Genomic DNA, 16,996 nt, shown 5'->3' with positions numbered 1-16,996 from the left:
CACCGGCACCGAGAAGTTCGGCGGCAATTGACCGTCGAGCATGCCCGAGCCCCGCAGCTCCTCGAGGCCCGGCAGATCGCTGAGTTGCTCCAGACCGAAATGCGAAATGAAGGCTTCGGTCGTGCCGTAAGTGATCGGACGGCCGGGCACCTTGCGCCGCCCCCGCGGGCGAATCCAGCCGGTTTCGAGGAGCACGTCGATCGTGCCCTTGGACATGGTGACGCCGCGGATGTCCTCGATCTCGGCCCGGGTTACGGGTTGATGATAGGCGATCACCGCGAGCGTCTCGATCGCGGCGCGCGACAGCTTGCGCGGCTGGATCGCTTCGCGAGTCAGCAGCCAGGCCAGATCATTCGCCGTGCGGAACGTCCATTTGCCGCTGACCTTGACCAGATTGACGCCGCGCGGCGCATATTCGTCCCTCAGCATCGCGAGCGTCTGCGCAAAATCGACACCCTCCGGCAGGCGCTCCGCCAGGGTCTTTTCGTCGAGCGGCTCCTTGGATGCGAACAACAGCGCTTCGAGGATCCGCAATTCCTCCGGCCTTGCCTGCGGCGCGCGGATTTGCTCCGGAGCCTCGTCGTCGTCCATGACTTTCCGGGCCAAGCCTTGCATCCTTCTGTCACTCCCCTCTCCGGTCGGCGGAAACCGCGATCGGATGAATTCAATCCGGCCGCGGCACTAATGCGCTGCCGCCGCGCTGGAATTGTCCGGACTCTTGCCGGGACGCTTGCGAATATAGAGCGGCGCAAAGGCCGCATGCTGCTGCAACTCGATGATGCCTTCGCGCACGAGTTCAAGCGTGGACGCGAAGCTCGAAGCGGTGACCGTCGCAACCATCGACGGCTCGACCAGATATGAGATCAGGAACTGATCAAGCCGGTTCCAGTCGTCGGTCGTACCGATCAGCCGCTCGATCTCCTGACGCGCCTCGGCGAGAGTCCAGACCTTGCGCTTCTTGAACCGCACCTGGCTCAGGGCGCGCTTCTGACGCTGCACCGCATAGGCGGACAAGAGATCGTAGAGACTCGCCGTCCATTGCGGATGCTTGACGTTCTTGATCGGCTCCGGCGCACCACGGCTGAAGGTGTCTCGATCAAGTTGCGGCAATTCCATGAGCTTCTGCGCGACCGCGCGGAAGGCTTCCAGCCGCTTGAGCCGGAATGCAAGCGCGGTCGCCATGTCCTCGGCGCTCTGCCCCTCGGTCTGCTTCTCCTCGGGGAGCAGCATCCGCGACTTCAGATAGGCAAGCCACGCGGCCATCACGAGATAGTCGGCGGCAAGTTCGAGCCGCAATTTGCGGGCCTGCTCGATGAAGGTCAGATACTGATCGGCGAGCGCGAGGATCGAAATCTTCGCGAGATCGACCTTCTGCTGGCGCGCCAGCGTGAGCAGAAGGTCGAGCGGGCCTTCGAAGCCCTCGACATCGACGACCAGCGCCGGCTCGTCGGCCGCGCGTTCGGACAATTCGCTGTTGAAGGGGATGATCTCCGCGGTCATCAGGCGATCGCTCCCGCCGTCGGCTGCCGCATCAGGCTTGCAAATTGCGCGCGCGCGGCGGCGACGTCGAAATCGTTGTTGCGCTGCCGGAGCGCAAGCGCGCGCTCCGCGCGCAGGGCGGACTCGCCGGCCAGGACCGGGGCGGCTTCCGCCACTTCACCCATCTCCGACAGATCGCCATTGCAATGGAGCGCGAGATCGCAACCCGCAGCCAGGGCGGCGCGGGTCCGCTCGCCCAGCGTCCCCGTCAGGGCTCCCATTGAAATATCGTCACTCATCAGAAGCCCTTCGAACCCAATCCATCCGCGAATCACGTCGCGGATCATTATCGCCGATGTGGTCGCCGGTTTGACCGGGTCGAGGGCGCTGAACACAACATGTGCGGTCATGCCGAGCGGCAGCCTTGCCAGGGGGCGGAACGCGGCAAAGTCCGTCGCTTCCAGGGTTGCGCGGTCGGCGTCCACCACGGGCAGCTTGAGGTGGCTGTCGGCGGTGGCGCGGCCATGGCCCGGCAGGTGCTTGAGCACCGGCAAAACGCCACCGGCCATCAGGCCCCGGGCCTGCGCAGCGGCGAGTGCCGCCACCTGCCCCGGTGTCTCCCCGAACGCCCGATCGCCGATCACCCGATCGGACCCCGGTACCGGCACATCGGCGACAGGGATGCAATCGACGTCGATGCCGAGCGCCGCCAAGTCCTCGGCGATCAGCCGGCCGCCAAGCTCGGCTGCCGTCAGGCCCTGGCCAGCGTTAGCCTGGTAGAGCGCGCCGTAGGCTGCCCCTGCGGGATAAGCCGGCCAATGCGGCGGCCCCAACCGCTGCACCCGCCCCCCTTCCTGGTCCACCAGGACGGGCGCATTCCAGCCGACGATGTCACGAAATTGCGCGGTAATCGCAGCGACCTGTGCGGGATTTTCCACGTTGCGCTTGAACAGGATCAATCCAAAGGGACTGGCCTGCCGGTAGAAGCTGGCTTCGGCCGGGCTGATCGCCGTTCCCGCCATGCCGCAAATGAAAGCGCGCGCCGCCATCGCTGCGGCTTAGCCGTTGCAGGAGTCGGGGGTCAAGCGACCGCGGCTCAGTTCCTTTGGACGACGCACTGTCCGCCGGCCGATTTCAGGCTCGAGCAGAATTCGTTGGCCTCGCTCTGGCTCCCGAAGGGAATCTGCGCGCGGTAATAGGTTCCGCGTTCCCCGAGATCAGCGCGCCGGATGACCGGCTGCCGGTTGCCCAGCACCGAAGGGAATTGCTGCTGCAGCGAGCGGTAGGACGCCTGCGCGTCGGATTCGCTGCGCTGCGAGGTCACCTGAACCACATAGGCTCCGCTCGGCACGCTGTTGCTCGTGCTCGGCGCAATGGGCGTCGGGAATGGCGAGGTGCTCGGGGCAGCATTCGGGTTAAGCGCAGCATGCGCCTGCCGGGCGGTCTGACGCTGCGGCGGGACCGAACCTGTCGGCGCGAGCGACAGCGGCGAGTGGCTGTCCGCGGATGCGGTCTCTTCGGCCTGAGCCGGCGGGGTGCGGCTCGACCGCGGCGCGGGCGCTTCGACGCCCTGCGGCTTGATCGGGACCGTACGGATGCGCTTCGGCTCCGCTGTCCCGCCCGAGGGCACGTTGGCGCTCGCAGGCGGGAAGGCCTGCGGATTCTGTCCGGCGAGGAATGGCGCAATGGTTTTGTGTTGCCCGGGAGCCGCCTGTTGCACCGGCTCTTCCTGGCGCGGAATGACCTTCTCGATCTTCGCCCCAATCCGGTCCTGGATCGGTTTGCTGGCATCGGTTGCCGGCACGATCTTGGATGGCTGCGGATCGGCCTTGATCACCGGGGGCGGAACCGCCGTTCCGCCGCCGCCGGAGATTGCGCGATATCCGAATGCGGCCGCTGTTCCGACGACGGCAAGCGCCAGCACCGCGAGCACCGTCACCAGATTGCCGCGCCGTGGCAGCGGGATGCGTCGGCCCGCCTCGGGCGCAATCGCCTGTGGGATCGGCGGGGCGCCGGACGGATCATAGGGGTGTCCATAGCCTCGATCGGCGTCCGCATGACCGTAAGCCGAATAGTCCGGAGCGGCCCCGGTCGGCGCGTATCGGTCGGGCCCGGGTGCGACCGGCGGATGACCATAGGATTGCGGCGCGTAGCCTTGGTCGGCATAGCGCCCATCGTCGTAACGCGGGTCCTGATGGTATCGGGGATCTGCGTAGCGCGGGTCCTGATAGCGCGGGTCGCCGTACTGCGAATTGTCGTAACGCGGGTCGGCCACATAGCGCGGGTCGGCCGCATAGCGCGCATCGCCGTAGGCGGGGTCCGAATAATGTCCGTCTTGATAGGCCGGTCCCGTGTACCGGGAATCGCCATAGGCGGAGGGATACGGCGCATGCCCATAATCGCGATCGGTATAACCGCCCGACCCGTCCGCATAGGGATCGTGTCCACCGGCATAGCCGCCGCGAGGCGCGTCATCCCGCCAGCCCGCGTCGCCGGGATCCTGACGGTAGCTGTCCTGCGATGCGTAGCGGTCAGGCGCGGCCCAGCTTGGCTCCGCCTGCTGCGCTGCGCCGTAGGATGGTCGTGCCGGACGCGGATCGTTCTGCGGATCGGCCTCGTTCTGCTGGCCGATCAGGCGCGCCAGCTCGGCGAGCGGATCACCCGCAACGGGTGCCGCTGGCGACCTCGTGCCGGGCCGCCGGAGCATGCCGTTGTCGCGGTATCCGCGCGTACGATCGTTATCCGCCATCCTTCGACCTTCTTCGACCGGGCCGGTTCAACGCAACCATCCCTGCCGGTCCTATCCGTGTCGACTGTTACAGAGCGGCGTGCCGACAGGCACTCATCCCCATGCGACCGGCCGCTCCAAGCGACTCACCGCATTTCCTCCGGCGCCCCTACGCCGAGCAGACCGAGACCCGAGGCAAACACGGTGACGACTGCCTGGACAAGCGCCAGACGCGCCACGGTTAACTCTTCATCATCTTGTCTAATGAAGCGTAAATGAGGCAAGCCCTTTCCTTGGGTGAAATGGGCATGAAAGTCGCTTGCCAGGTCGTAAAGGTAGAAGGCGATTCGGTGCGGCTCATGGGCCTGGGCCGCGGTTTCGATGAGCCGCGGATACAGCGCGACCTTGCGGATGATGGCGAGTTCCGCGTCCTCGGTCAGACGGTCGATCGGAGCTGCTGACAGCAGCGCAACCCTGCCCTCCTCGCTGTCCGGCAGGCTCGGAAACACCTCGCGCGCCTGACGGAAGATCGAATGCCCGCGCGCATGCGCGTATTGCACATAGAACACCGGATTGTCGCGCGACTGCTCGATCACCTTTGCGAGGTCAAAGTCGAGCGGCGCATCGTTCTTGCGATAGAGCATCATGAAGCGCACGGCGTCCGGCCCGACTTCATCGACGACTTCGCGCAGCGTGACGAATTCGCCGGCGCGCTTCGACATCTTCACCGGCTCGCCGGCACGCAGAAGCTTCACAAGCTGGACGATCTTGACGTCGAGGCTCGCCTCTCCCTTGCTGATCGCCTTCACCGCCGCCTGCATGCGCTTGATATAGCCGCCGTGATCGGCGCCCCAGACGTCGATCATGTCGCGGAAGCCGCGGTCGTATTTCGATTTGTGATAGGCAATGTCGGAAGCAAAATAGGTGTAGGAGCCATCCGACTTCTTCAGGGGACGATCGACATCGTCGCCGAAGTCGGTGGACCGGAACAGCGTCTGCTCGCGATCCTCGTAATCGTCGACCGGCGCGCCTTTCGGCGGTGGCAGCCTTCCTTCGTAAACCTCGCCGTCGGCCCGCAGTTGAGCGATCAGCGCGCCGACCTTGTCTTCGCCATCGATCAGCGAGCGTTCGGAAAAGAACACGTCATGCTTCACATTGAGCGCGGCGAGATCGTTGCGGATCATCGCCATCATCATGTCGATGGCGGTCTTGCGCACGATCGGAAGCCAGTCGCCTTCGGCCTTCTGCGTAAGATCGCGGCCATATTGCTTCGCAAGCGCTTCGCCCACCGGCTTGAGATAATCGCCCGGATAAAGCCCTTCGGGAATGACGCCGATGTCCTCGCCGAGCGCCTCGCGGTAGCGCAGGAACGCAGAGCGCGCGAGCACATCGACCTGCGCGCCGGCATCGTTGATGTAGAATTCGCGCGTAACCTCGTAGTCGGCGAAAGCGAGAAGGCTCGCCAGCGCATCGCCGAACACGGCGCCGCGGCAATGACCGATATGCATCGGACCGGTCGGATTGGCCGATACATACTCGACATTGACGCTGGCGCGCTGGCCGATGCGGCTTCGCCCGAAGGCATCGCCGGCCCGGATCGCGGCGCGCAGCGCGCCGAGCCAGGCGGCCGGCGTCAGCGTCATGTTGATGAAGCCCGGACCTGCCACGTCGACCTTGGCGATCATCGGGTCCTGGCGCAGCCGTTCTGCAAGCGCGTCGGCAAGCTCGCGCGGCTTTTTCCCGGCGTCCTTGGCAAGCACCATGGCCGCGTTGGTCGCCATGTCACCATGGCTCGGATCGCGCGGCGGCTCAACGGTGATGCGCCGCAGGTCGATGCCCTGCGGCAGCGTACCGGACGCGATCAGCGCTTCATTCGCAGCGATCACGCGGCCGAGCATCTCGGCAAACAGATTGTCGTATCGGGTGGTGGCTGTTGGTTCTTGCGCCATCGGCATTTCGCAACGTGTCGGGCGGGCGGCGCGGCCTAACGCAGTTCGGGGGTCGAGTCAAAGAAGCGCCGGTGCTCCTCGAGCGCGAAGCGATCAGTCATGCCGGCGATGAAGTCGCCGGCCCGGCGCGCGCGCACGGCTTCATCCGCGCCGGCAAGTCCGCTCTGCCACTCCTCCGGCATCGCCTCGGGCGATCGAAGGAAATGGCGGAAGAGATCGCGCAGGACGCCCTCAGCTTCCCCCATCACCTGCGCGACCCGCGGATGGCGATACATCCGCGGGAACAGGAAATCCTTGATGCCGTGCTCGGCCTCGGTCATCGCGGCGGAAAACGCGATGACGGGGTTGCCGGCGTCGCGGATGTCCTCGACGGAGCTCGGGGCCAGCGCCTCCAGCCGGCGAACGGATTCGGCCGCGACATCCTCGATCATCCAGGTGATGAGGCGGCGGATCAGCTCATGCGCGAAACGGGCCGGATCGAGCCCCGGATGGCGGCGCCTGATGTCCCGCACGATGCCGCCGACGAAAGGTACGTCGTCGAGGTCGGCGACGGTAAACAGCCCCGCACGCAGACCGTCATCGATGTCATGCGCATCATAGGCGATGTCGTCCGAGATCGCGGCGACCTGCGCCTCCGCACTGGCATAGCTCCAGAGCTGCAGGTCGAAGAGACGGGCGTAATCGGCGATGGCCTGCGGCACGCCGTGGTCACGGTAGCGGCCGACAGGTCTGCCGTCGCGATCGGTCAAAGGCCCATTATGCTTGACGAGCCCTTCCAGGGTTTCCCAGGTGAGATTGAGCCCGTCGAAACTGGCGTAACGGCGCTCCAGCGCCGTGACGATGCGCAGCGCCTGCGCATTGTGATCGAATCCGCCATAGGCCCTGAGCGCGTCGTCGAGCGCACGCTCCCCGGCATGTCCGAATGGCGGATGACCGAGGTCGTGAGCGAGCGACAGCGCCTCGGCCAGGTCCTCGTCGAGACCGAGCACGCGCGCCAGCGAACGGGCGATCTGCTGGACTTCCAGCGTATGCGTGAGCCGGGTGCGATAATGATCGCCCTCGTGAAACACGAAGACCTGGGTCTTGTATTTCAGCCGGCGGAAGGCTGCGGAATGGATGATGCGATCGCAATCCCGCCGGAAGTCGTTGCGGCTCGGACTCGGCGGCTCGGCGACGAGTCGGCCGCGACTCCGAGCCGGATCGGAGGCATAGGGCGCGCGCGGGGCGGACAGGATCGCCATGGCGGGTGTTTACGCGCGCATGCGCCGGACGCAAGGCCCTCCGCGGCCGCGACCCCGCCGAATTGACGGAACGGGGGGGCGCACCTAACTATTACGCAAACTCAACGTCTTGAGCCTCGATACGATGACCCTTGGTAACGTCACTGTCACCGACCGCGCTGTCTCCAAGATTGCCTCGATCCTGGCAAAGGAACCGGCAGGCGCCATGTTGCGCGTCAGCGTCGAGGGCGGCGGCTGTTCGGGATTCCAGTACAAATTCGATGTGGAGCGCGAACGCGCCGAGGACGACCTCGTGCTCGGGCGCGACAATGCCACCATCCTGATCGACCCGGTTTCCGTCGGGTTCCTGTCCGGGTCGGAGATCGATTTCGTCGATGACCTGATTGGTGCGGCGTTCAAGATCAACAATCCGAACGCCAAGTCCTCCTGCGGCTGCGGGACGAGCTTTTCGCTCTGACCCCATCTGATCGCAGATGTCGGGGCCGGGCTGGCCCGGCCATCCATCGTCTCGACACCTACGGCCGCCCTCACCCTTCGAGACGGCGGCTTTGCCGCCTCCTCAGGATGAGGACGGAATGCAGTGCGCTCCGCCCTGCCTCAATTCACCTTGATCCCGCTCTTTTTGACGAAATCGCCGTAGGTGTTCAGCTCGGTCTTGATCAAGGCACCGAACTCCTCGGGCGACATCGGGGTGGTCTGCACGCCGATCTTGTCGAGCTTCTCCCGCAAGGCCGGCGCTGCGAGCGCCTTCTTCATCTCGGCATTGAGCTTTTCGGTCACGTCCTTCGGCGTGCCGACCGGTCCGAGAATACCGACCCACAGCGTGTAATCCGAATCGGGATAGCCCGCTTCCAGCGTGGTCGGCACGTCCGGCAGTTGCGCGGCCCGCGTCTTCGACGACACCGCAAGCGCCAGCAGCTTGCCTTCGCGGATATGCGGCAGCGCGGTCGCGATCGGACAGAAATAATAATCGACGCGGCCGGCAATGACCTCGGCCAGGGCCTCGGCGCCGCCCTTGAAGGGAATATGGACGGCATCATAACCGGCGCTGACCCGGAAGCGCTCGGCGCTCATATGCACCGCCGAACCGACCCCGACCGAGGCGAAATTGAGCTTGCCCGGATTGGCCTTTCCGTAGGCCACGAAATCCTTGATCGTCTTGATGCCCTTGGACGGCGAGATGATGAGCACATTCGGCACGCTGCCGATCATCGACATCGGCACGAGGTCCTTCTCGGCATTGAACGGAAGATTGGAATAGAGCGCCGGCGCCACCGTATGCGCCGACGAATGCACAAGCCAGGTGTAGCCGTCTGGCTCGGATTTCACGACCTGCAAGGCGCCGATGGTGCCGCCGGCACCGCCACGGTTTTCCACCACGATCGACTGCCCAAGCTGACCCTGCAACTGCCCGAACACGATGCGAGGGATGACGTCGGTCGCCGAGCCGGCGCCGAACGGTACAACCGCCTTGATCGGCTTCGATGGCCAGGTGTCGGCGGTAGCGGTCGACGACGCTGCCAGCAAAATCAGCAGAGCGGAAAGCGAATGACGGCGCATGGTTTTCCTCCGAATGGATCGGAGGAAAACCAGCAAGAACTATGCCGCCAGAGGGCTCGTCCCTATTCCGCCGCCACCGCGCGCGGCCGCTCCACATCCGGCGTCACCTCGACGAGTTGCGGCTCGAGGCGCCGCTTCAGGATGCGGTCGAAACGGTCGAGATAGATGTAGATCACCGGCGTGATGTAGAGCGTCAGCAGCTGCGACACGCACAGGCCGCCGACCACGGCGATGCCCAGCGGCTGGCGCAGCTCGGCGCCCGCACCTGCGCCAAGCGCGATCGGCAGAGCGCCGAAGATCGCGGCAAAAGTGGTCATCATGATCGGGCGGAAGCGCAACAAGGCCGCTTCGCGGATCGCGGCTTCCGCGGTGAGCCCAACGCGGCGTCGGTCGATCGCGAAGTCGATCATCATGATCGCATTCTTCTTCACGATGCCGACCAGCATGATGATGCCGATAATCGCAATCACCGACAGATCCATGCCGAACAGCCACAGCGTGAGGATGGCGCCGACACCCGCGGACGGCAGGCCGGAAATGATGGTGATCGGATGGATGAAGCTCTCATACAGGATGCCGAGCACGACATAGGCGGCAAAGACCGCGGCGAGGATCAGAAGCCCCTGGCCTTTCTTGACGTCCTCGAAGACCTGCGTCGCGCCTTGCCAGCTCGACACAATGGTGGCCGGCAAATTCGCTTCGCTCTCGACGCGCTTGATCGCCTCGTTCGCCTGCCCGATCGAATATCCGGGCGCGACGTTGTAGGAGATTGTCACCGACGGCTGTTGACCCTGGTGATTGACCTGCAGAGGCCCCACGGTCGGGACAAGCTTGGCGACCGACTCGATCGGAATGGTCTGTCCGCTCGCCGTCTTGATCCTCAGCTTCGACAGATAGGCCGGGTCTTCCTGGAATTTGGGCAGCGTCTCCAGGATGATCTGGTAATCGTTCGACGGCGTGTAGATCGTCGCGATCTGCCGCGAGCCGAAGGCGTTGAATAATTCCTGCCGGATCTGGTCGACGGTGATGCCGTAGACCGCTGCTTTCTCCCGGTCGATATCGACCAGCATCTGCGGGTTCTTGATGTAGAGATCCGTCGTGACGTCCCGCAGCTCGGGCAATTGCGAGAAGCGGCGTTCAAGCTCCGGCGCGATCCTGTAGAGGCTTTCGGTGTCGCCGCTCTGGAGCGTGTATTGGTATTCGCTCTTGGAGATGCGTCCGCCGATATTGATGTTCTGGATCGGACGCGGGAACAGCCGCACGCCGGGGACATCGGCTGTCGCGCGCATCAGCCGCCGGATCACGACCGGCATCGGGTCGCGCTCCTTCTTCGGCTTCAGGACAACGAACGTGCGGGCGTAATTGGCGGTGGTGTTCGGACCGCCCGCGCCCACGGTCGAGTTGATGTAATCGACCGCCGGATCGCGCCGGACAATCTCGTCGATCTTCGCCTGCCGCCCCACCATCGCTTCGAAGGAGGTATCGGTCGCCGCCTCGCTGACCACCAGCAGAAAGCCTGTATCCTCGGTGGGGAACAGGCCTTTAGGATACACGTAATACAGCCAGATCGTGCCGACCAGGGTGGCGATCGTGATCATCAGCATGATCGGCTTGAATTTGATCGCCTTGTCCAGCGACCATTCGTAACCGCGCAGCCAGCTGTTGAACATCGCCTCGAACCAGCGCAGCAGGAACCACGGTTGCTTGTCGTGGTCGTGCGGATCGTGGCCCTTGAGCACGCGGGCGCACAGCATCGGCGTCAGCGTCAGCGACACGAAACCGGAGATGATGATCGCTATCGAGATCGTCATCGCAAATTCGCGGAACACGCGGCCGACGATCCCGCCCATCAACAGCACGGGGATGAAGACCGCGATCAGCGACAGCGTGATCGAGATGATGGTGAAGCCGATTTCCCGAGAGCCCTTCAGCGCGGCCTCGAACGGACGCATCCCGCCTTCGATATGACGCACGATGTTCTCGAGCATGACGATGGCATCGTCGACCACGAAGCCGATGCACAACGTCAACGCCAGCAGCGTCATGTTGTTGATCGAGTAATTGAGCATGTACATCACGGCGAATGTGCCGATGATCGAAATCGGCACCGCGAGGCCCGGAATGATGGTCGCCGTGAGCTTGCGCAGGAACAGGAAGATGACGAGCAGCACCAGCACCAGCGCAACGAACATGTGGCCCTGCACGTCAGCCACCGCCTGACGCACCGACAGCGAGCGGTCCATCAGCATTTCGACATCGACCGAGGCGGGGATCGCGGCGCGCAGAGCCGGCAGGCGCTCCTTGATGGCATCGACGACCGCGACGGTGTTGGCGTCAGGCTGGCGCTGGATCGCGAGCACGACCGAACGCTCGCCGTTGAACCAGCTTGCGACCTTGTTGTTTTCGACGCTCTCGGTGACCGTCGCGACCTCATTGAGCTTCACGGGCACACCGTTGCGCCAGGCGACAACGACGCTGGCGTAATCCTCGGCTTTGTCGAGCTGCTTGGGCGCCTGCAGCGTGATGTTCTGCTGCGGGCCGGTCAGCGTGCCGACCGGGACCGACGAATTCACCTTCGCCACGGATTGACGGATGTCATCCAGCGAAAGCCCGCGCGCCGCCGCCTTTTCCGGATCGACCTGCACCCGCACGGCGAATTTCTGCGCGCCATAGACCAGCACCTGCGCGACGCCCTGGAGCTGCGAAATCGACTGGGCAAGCACGATATCGGCGTATTCGTGCACCTTGGAGAGCGGAAGCGTGCCCGAGCGCACCGAGATGAACAGGACTGGGAAGTCGGACGGGTTCACCTTGCGGAAGCTTGGCGGGGTCGTCATTTCGACCGGAAGCCGGCGCTGCGCGATGGTCAATGCGGTCTGCACGTCGAGCGCGGCGGCATCGATGTTGCGGTCGAGATCGAACTGGATGGTGATGCGGGAGATGCCAAGCGATGACGTCGACGACATCGAGGAGATGCCGGCGATCGTCGAGAGTTGCCGCTCAATCGGGGATGCGATCGAGGCGGCCATGGTCTCCGGACTGGCGCCGGCGAGGTTGGCGGTGATCTCGATGGTCGGAAAGTCCACCCGCGGCAAGGCCGAAACCGCCAGCAGCTTGTAGGCGAAGAAACCAAAAACGATAAACGACGCCGTAATCAGCGTCGTCATCACGGGTCGGCGGATACAAGCTTCGGAAAGGTTCATGTCAGGCCCCAGGCTTCCCCTTGCCGCGCACAACCACTCGCGTTCCGTCGACCAGTTGCAACTGCCCGTCCACTACCACGGTCTCGCCGCCCGTCAGTCCCTTGGTGATGACCGACTGCATGTCGACGGTGCGATCGACGGTCACAGGCCGCACTTTCGCAACGCCGTCTTCCACCACGAAGACGAAGCTCCCGCCCTGCCCGACCTGAACGGCGGGCGACGGGATAATTACCGCCTTTTCTTCGCGCAGCGTCACCTGCGTGTTGACCAGCGTGCCAGGCCACAGCAATTCGTCCTTGTTGTCCATGGTGGCGCGCACCAGAACCATTCCGGTCCCCGGATCGACGCTGTTCTCGATCATCGTCACCTGGCCGTGCGCCACGCGGGTTTCACCCGGAGCGCGGGCGTCGACCGATGCCGTCTCGGCCGCCAGGGCCTTGCGCAGGTCAGGCAACTGCCCTTGCGGCAGGCCGAAGGTCACATAGACCGGCTTGATCTGATTGATGGTCGCAAGGGGAGCGGTGTCGGCCGGCCGCACGAAGTTGCCGACCTTGACGTTGGCGGCGCTGATGCGGCCGGAAATCGGCGCGCGGATCGAGGTCCAGGACAGCTGGACTTTCAGATTATCGAGCGTCGCCCGATTGGATGCCGCAAGCGCGCTCGCGATATTGACCTGGGTCTGGGCGTTGTTGAGCGTCACCTGGGTGACAGCATTCTTCTTGACCAATTCGTTGTAGCGCTCGACGTCGCGCTCAGCCTGCTGCTGCTGCGCCACTGCGCCGGCTATCACCGCCTCGACCCGCTTGATCTCGGCCTCGAGCTGGCGGCTGTCCAGCGTGAACAGGAGATCCCCCGCATTCACCATCGCGCCGTCGCGGAAATGAACGCCGGTGATGACGCTTTCGAGCCGCGCCTTGATTGCAACGCTGGCGATCGGAGTCACCGTGCCGAGCGCCTCGAGGCGAACCGGCATATCGCGAAGCTCCGCTGTGACCGCCTCAACAGGAATTTGTCGCGGCGGCGGTCCCTTCTTTTGGGCAGCTGCGGGCTCCGGGCTCCACAAACGAGCGACCGACCCGGTCAGGCTCGTAAAGAGTCCGGGTTGAATGGCGTAAGCCGCCACCCCGACCGCAACCAATGCAGCTAACGTGACGGACCACTTCCGTGCGTTCATAAAAGACTTCCAGCCTGGACGACCCGCATAGCGTCCGGCGCCCTCAGGTTCATCGTGGTCTCACCGCCAGGGTGAGTAATCGGAAAACTTCGTATCATATTCATGCAAAAACCACACCCGGAGCGGCGATATGCGGTAAACACCGGACCTCCTGCCTCATGCCGCGGGAAAGCCGTCATTTTGCCCCCCTGATCGGACCCCCTGATCGAGCCCTATGCGTATCGCCACCTGGAACATCAATTCGATCCGGCAGCGGATGGACAATTTGTGTGCATGGCTGATGGAGCGGCAGCCGGACGTCGTCTGCCTCCAGGAGACGAAAATCACCGACGAGGCCTTCCCGCGGGGTGAACTGGAGGGGCTCGGCTACAATCTGGCCGTGCACGGACAGAAGACCTTCAACGGGGTCGCGATCCTGTCCCGCTTCCCGCTGGAGGACGTCACCATCGGTCTGCCCGGCGACCCGTCCGACGACCACGCCCGCTTCATCGAAGCGGTCGTTGCCCATCCTGCCGGAGCGGTTCGGGTCGCCTCCATCTATCTGCCCAATGGCAATCCGGTCGGCAGCGAAAAATATCCCTATAAAATGAACTGGATGGACCGGCTTTATCATTACGCCTCTGAGCGGCTTAAGCTCGAAGAGGAATTGGTCCTGGCCGGCGATTACAACGTGATCCCGGCCCCCGAGGATGTCCATAACCCGGCGGCCTGGACGGAGGATGCCCTATTCCGGCCGCCGACCCGGGAGAAATTCCGCGCCCTCATCCATCTCGGCCTGACCGACGCGATCCGCGCGGCGAGCGACGCGCCCGGCCTCTATACGTTCTGGGATTATCAGGCCGGCGCCTGGCAGAAAAACTGGGGCATCCGGATCGATCACCTGTTGCTGTCGCCGCGCGCCGCCGATCGGCTGTCAGCCGCCGGAATCGACAAGCATGTGCGCAATTGGGAAAAGCCGTCCGACCACGTGCCGGTCTGGATCGATCTGGCTGTAGAGGCGAACTGAGCGCCGCGCGTCAGTCGCGGCGGCCTTTCATGTACCGCTCGAGATAGAGAACCGCCATCTGGCGCTCGCTGTCGGAGGCCTGCTTGAAGGCCGCGTCGTACATGTCCACGACCCATTTTTCGCCGCCGACGGCATCACGGGCGAGCGTCAGCCACATCAATCCGCGCGCGGCCTGACGGGGAACGACGTCGCCTTTGAAGATGACATGGCCGAGCAGAGCCTGAGCTCGGGGCTGCCCCTTGTTCGCCGCGAGGTTAAGCCAGCGCAGAGCCTGCTTGGTGTCCTTGATCCCGGACGTGCCGTCCAACAGGATACGGGCCAGTGCATATTGCGCGTCGGGGTCTCCGAAATAGGATGCCGCATAAGCATACATTTCGCGGGCGCGGTCGGGATCGGCCTTCACCTCGGTGTCGGGGATGCCGTCGAGATAATAATGCCCGAGCTGCACGAACGCGTTGGCGACGAAACGCGCCTGCGGCAGGTGCGGTGAATCCTCCGCATGGGTATTGGCGATGCGGCTGAAATACTGGAAGGCGCGCAGCTCGTTGCGCGGCACGCCGTCACCGGCGGCGTACATGCGGCCGAGCTTCCATTGCGCCAAGGCATGACCCTGATCGGCGGCATATTGCAGCGAGATCAACGCCTTGTCGTTCTGGCCGGCCTTCAGTTGCGCCGCGCCCGAGCGCAGCGCCTCGATCGGGGTCACCTCGGGCTTGGTGTTGGCGGGCGTGCGGGTACCGTCGAACGCCAGCGCCGGCGCGAGCCACAGCGCGCAAGTCAGGAAGCTGAGCTGTGCGAGGCTATTCATCCGCATAGCTGATCTTCTCGGCCTTGGCGCCCGGATGGGTGATCGCACCAGAAACGGCCGGGCCGACCTGCTGGGCGTATTTCCAGAGATAACCGGAGCCGTGACCGTTATCGCGCGGGGTCCATGCGGACTTGCGCCTGGCAAGCTCCTCGTCGCTCAGCCTGACATTCAGGGTCCCGTTCTCGGCATCGAGTTCGATGATGTCGCCGTCCTGCAGAAGCGCGATCGGTCCGCCGACCGCGGCCTCCGGTCCGACATGCCCGACGCAGAAGCCGCGGGTCGCGCCGGAGAAGCGGCCGTCGGTGATCAAGGCGACCTTGTCGCCCATACCCTGTCCATAGAGCGCGGCCGTGGTCGAAAGCATCTCGCGCATCCCGGGTCCGCCGCGCGGCCCCTCGTAGCGGATGACCAGAACCTCGCCTTCCTTGTACTTGCGGTTTCGGACCGCTTCGAAGCAGGCTTCTTCGCCGTCGAAACACCGCGCCGGGCCGGTGAATTTCAGATTGTGCATACCGGCCACTTTGACGATCGCACCTTCGGGGGCGAGATTGCCTTTGAGGCCGACGACGCCGCCGGTCGGAGACAGCGGCTTTGCGGTCGTGCGCACCACGTCCTGATCCGGATTCCAGGTCACGGACTTCAGATTCTCGGCAATGGTACGCCCGGTCACAGTCATGCAGTCGCCGTGGAGATAACCGCCGTCGAGCAATGCCTTCATGACGAGCGGTATGCCGCCTGCTTCGAACAAATCCTTGGCGACATAACGGCCGCCCGGTTTCAAATCCGCGATATAAGGTGTCCTTTTGAAGACATCGGCGACGTCGAACAGCGTGAAGTCGATCCCTGCCTCATTGGCAATGGCCGGCAGGTGCAGCGCCGCGTTCGTGGAACCGCCGGAGGCCGCGACCGTAGCGGCGGCGTTCTCCAATGACTTTCGCGTGACGATATCGCGGGGGCGAATGCCGGCGAGAAGGAGGTCCAAGACCTTCTCCCCCGCCGTCATGCAGAAGGAGTCGCGGATTTCGTAAGGCGCGGGAGCCCCGGCCGAGTACGGCAGCGCGAGGCCGATCGCCTCGGAGACCATCGCCATGGTGTTGGCGGTGAATTGTGCGCCGCACGCACCGGCGGACGGACAGGCCACCTGCTCAAGCCCCGCCAGATCCTCGTCGGACATCGCGCCGACCGAATGCTTGCCGACCGCCTCGAACACGTCCTGGACGGTGACCGGCCTGCCCTTGAAGGTGCCCGGCAGGATCGATCCGCCGTACAGGAAGATCGAGGGCACGTTCAGGCGCACCATGGCCATCATCATGCCGGGCAAGGACTTGTCGCAGCCGGCAAGGCCGACCAGCGCGTCATAGGCATGGCCGCGCATCGTCAGTTCGACCGAGTCCGCGATGACCTCGCGCGACGGCAGCGACGCGCGCATGCCGCCATGTCCCATGGCGATGCCGTCGGTAACGGTGATGGTGCAGAATTCGCGCGGCGTTCCGCCTGCGGCCGAGACGCCTTTCTTGACTGCCTGCGCCTGACGCATCAACGCGATGTTGCACGGCGCGGCTTCGTTCCAGCACGACGCTACCCCCACCAGCGGCTGATGGATCTGGGCCGTGGTCAGGCCCATCGCGTAAAGATAGGATCGGTGTGGCGCCCGCTCCGGCCCTTCGGTGACGTGGCGGCTGGGCAACTTTGCTTTGAGATTGGTCTTGGCGTCCATGTGAACTCGATCGGGCTCCCCGCCCCGTCGTACGCGCAACAAAAGAACGGTTACGCCGCTATTTCTGCCGTGTCCTGTGAGCGGGGCCTATGGCCAAATAGCGGCATCGGGGCACTGACACCGAAATGTCT

General features: G+C 64.3%; 13 protein-coding genes. 2 read left to right on the top strand and 11 right to left on the bottom strand.

Features of this window, described 5'->3' with window-relative positions; all coding sequences use genetic code 11:
- The 6 genes from scpB to VN004_RS07495 form a co-directional block, all read right to left on the bottom strand.
- Window positions 1-615: SMC-Scp complex subunit ScpB (scpB, locus tag VN004_RS07520; RefSeq protein WP_325608555.1), on the bottom strand; the 615-nt coding region annotated here is incomplete at its 3' end.
- Window positions 616-681: 66 nt separating this feature from the next.
- Window positions 682-1,500: a ScpA family protein gene (locus tag VN004_RS07515; RefSeq protein ID WP_325608553.1), complete on the bottom strand. Its 819-nt coding sequence runs from the start codon at window positions 1,498-1,500 to the stop codon at window positions 682-684.
- Window positions 1,500-2,528 (bottom strand): beta-N-acetylhexosaminidase, encoded by a 1,029-nt coding sequence (gene nagZ, locus VN004_RS07510; RefSeq protein ID WP_325608551.1) that lies wholly within the window; start codon window positions 2,526-2,528, stop codon window positions 1,500-1,502. Before nagZ ends, VN004_RS07515 begins: the two co-directional genes overlap by 1 nt.
- Window positions 2,529-2,575: 47 nt before the next feature.
- Window positions 2,576-4,228 carry an SPOR domain-containing protein gene (locus VN004_RS07505; protein ID WP_325608549.1) on the bottom strand — a complete coding sequence of 551 codons (1,653 nt, stop codon included), beginning with the start codon at window positions 4,226-4,228 and terminating at the stop codon, window positions 2,576-2,578.
- Window positions 4,229-4,353: 125 nt separating this feature from the next.
- On the bottom strand, window positions 4,354-6,156 hold the full coding sequence (argS, locus tag VN004_RS07500) for an arginine--tRNA ligase (protein WP_325608547.1): 1,803 nt from the start codon (window positions 6,154-6,156) through the stop codon (window positions 4,354-4,356).
- A 35-nt stretch (window positions 6,157-6,191) separates the two neighbouring features.
- Window positions 6,192-7,397, bottom strand: coding sequence for a deoxyguanosinetriphosphate triphosphohydrolase (locus VN004_RS07495; protein WP_325608545.1), 1,206 nt, complete (start codon window positions 7,395-7,397; stop codon window positions 6,192-6,194).
- Between the two features lie 124 nt (window positions 7,398-7,521).
- Here VN004_RS07495 and erpA point away from each other — a divergent pair, with 124 nt between their 5' ends.
- Window positions 7,522-7,854 (top strand): iron-sulfur cluster insertion protein ErpA, encoded by a 333-nt coding sequence (gene erpA, locus VN004_RS07490; RefSeq protein ID WP_325608543.1) that lies wholly within the window; start codon window positions 7,522-7,524, stop codon window positions 7,852-7,854.
- Window positions 7,855-7,994: 140 nt separating this feature from the next.
- Here erpA and VN004_RS07485 read toward each other — a convergent pair whose 3' ends face one another.
- From VN004_RS07485 to VN004_RS07475, 3 genes are all read right to left on the bottom strand, one after another.
- Window positions 7,995-8,957 (bottom strand): tripartite tricarboxylate transporter substrate binding protein, encoded by a 963-nt coding sequence (locus VN004_RS07485; RefSeq protein WP_325608541.1) that lies wholly within the window; start codon window positions 8,955-8,957, stop codon window positions 7,995-7,997.
- A 62-nt stretch (window positions 8,958-9,019) separates the two neighbouring features.
- Entirely contained in the window at window positions 9,020-12,160 is a 3,141-nt protein-coding gene (locus tag VN004_RS07480) for an efflux RND transporter permease subunit (RefSeq protein WP_325608539.1), read from the bottom strand.
- A 1-nt stretch (window position 12,161) separates the two neighbouring features.
- Complete coding sequence (locus tag VN004_RS07475) at window positions 12,162-13,334, bottom strand: efflux RND transporter periplasmic adaptor subunit (RefSeq protein ID WP_325608537.1); 1,173 nt, start codon at window positions 13,332-13,334, stop codon at window positions 12,162-12,164.
- Between the two features lie 214 nt (window positions 13,335-13,548).
- Between VN004_RS07475 and xth the strand changes: the two genes are divergently transcribed.
- Window positions 13,549-14,340, top strand: coding sequence for an exodeoxyribonuclease III (xth, locus tag VN004_RS07470; protein ID WP_325608535.1), 792 nt, complete (start codon window positions 13,549-13,551; stop codon window positions 14,338-14,340).
- Window positions 14,341-14,350: 10 nt separating this feature from the next.
- Here the strand turns inward: xth and VN004_RS07465 are convergent, their stop codons facing one another.
- Window positions 14,351-15,148, bottom strand: coding sequence for a tetratricopeptide repeat protein (locus VN004_RS07465; protein WP_414710241.1), 798 nt, complete (start codon window positions 15,146-15,148; stop codon window positions 14,351-14,353).
- Window positions 15,141-16,865: a dihydroxy-acid dehydratase gene (ilvD, locus tag VN004_RS07460; protein ID WP_325608531.1), complete on the bottom strand. Its 1,725-nt coding sequence runs from the start codon at window positions 16,863-16,865 to the stop codon at window positions 15,141-15,143. Before ilvD ends, VN004_RS07465 begins: the two co-directional genes overlap by 8 nt.
- Window positions 16,866-16,996 lie beyond the last annotated feature (131 nt).

The organism is Pseudorhodoplanes sp., from assembly GCF_035565855.1.
Classification (GTDB): Bacteria; Pseudomonadota; Alphaproteobacteria; order Rhizobiales; family Xanthobacteraceae; genus Pseudorhodoplanes.
This window is presented reverse-complemented; position numbering and strand designations above follow the sequence as displayed.

What these genes read in the sequence shown, in the direction of transcription:
- VN004_RS07480 (WP_325608539.1), bottom strand. Translation starts at nt 12,160, where the DNA reads ATGAACCTTTCCGAAGCTTGTATCCGCCGACCCGTGATGACGACGCTG.
- VN004_RS07505 (WP_325608549.1), bottom strand. Translation starts at nt 4,228, where the DNA reads ATGGCGGATAACGATCGTACGCGCGGATACCGCGACAACGGCATGCTC.
- VN004_RS07485 (WP_325608541.1), bottom strand. Translation starts at nt 8,957, where the DNA reads ATGCGCCGTCATTCGCTTTCCGCTCTGCTGATTTTGCTGGCAGCGTCG.
- erpA (WP_325608543.1), top strand. Translation starts at nt 7,522, where the DNA reads ATGACCCTTGGTAACGTCACTGTCACCGACCGCGCTGTCTCCAAGATT.
- VN004_RS07475 (WP_325608537.1), bottom strand. Translation starts at nt 13,334, where the DNA reads ATGAACGCACGGAAGTGGTCCGTCACGTTAGCTGCATTGGTTGCGGTC.
- argS (WP_325608547.1), bottom strand. Translation starts at nt 6,156, where the DNA reads ATGGCGCAAGAACCAACAGCCACCACCCGATACGACAATCTGTTTGCC.
- VN004_RS07515 (WP_325608553.1), bottom strand. Translation starts at nt 1,500, where the DNA reads ATGACCGCGGAGATCATCCCCTTCAACAGCGAATTGTCCGAACGCGCG.
- VN004_RS07465 (WP_414710241.1), bottom strand. Translation starts at nt 15,148, where the DNA reads ATGAATAGCCTCGCACAGCTCAGCTTCCTGACTTGCGCGCTGTGGCTC.
- nagZ (WP_325608551.1), bottom strand. Translation starts at nt 2,528, where the DNA reads ATGGCGGCGCGCGCTTTCATTTGCGGCATGGCGGGAACGGCGATCAGC.
- ilvD (WP_325608531.1), bottom strand. Translation starts at nt 16,865, where the DNA reads ATGGACGCCAAGACCAATCTCAAAGCAAAGTTGCCCAGCCGCCACGTC.
- VN004_RS07495 (WP_325608545.1), bottom strand. Translation starts at nt 7,397, where the DNA reads ATGGCGATCCTGTCCGCCCCGCGCGCGCCCTATGCCTCCGATCCGGCT.
- xth (WP_325608535.1), top strand. Translation starts at nt 13,549, where the DNA reads ATGCGTATCGCCACCTGGAACATCAATTCGATCCGGCAGCGGATGGAC.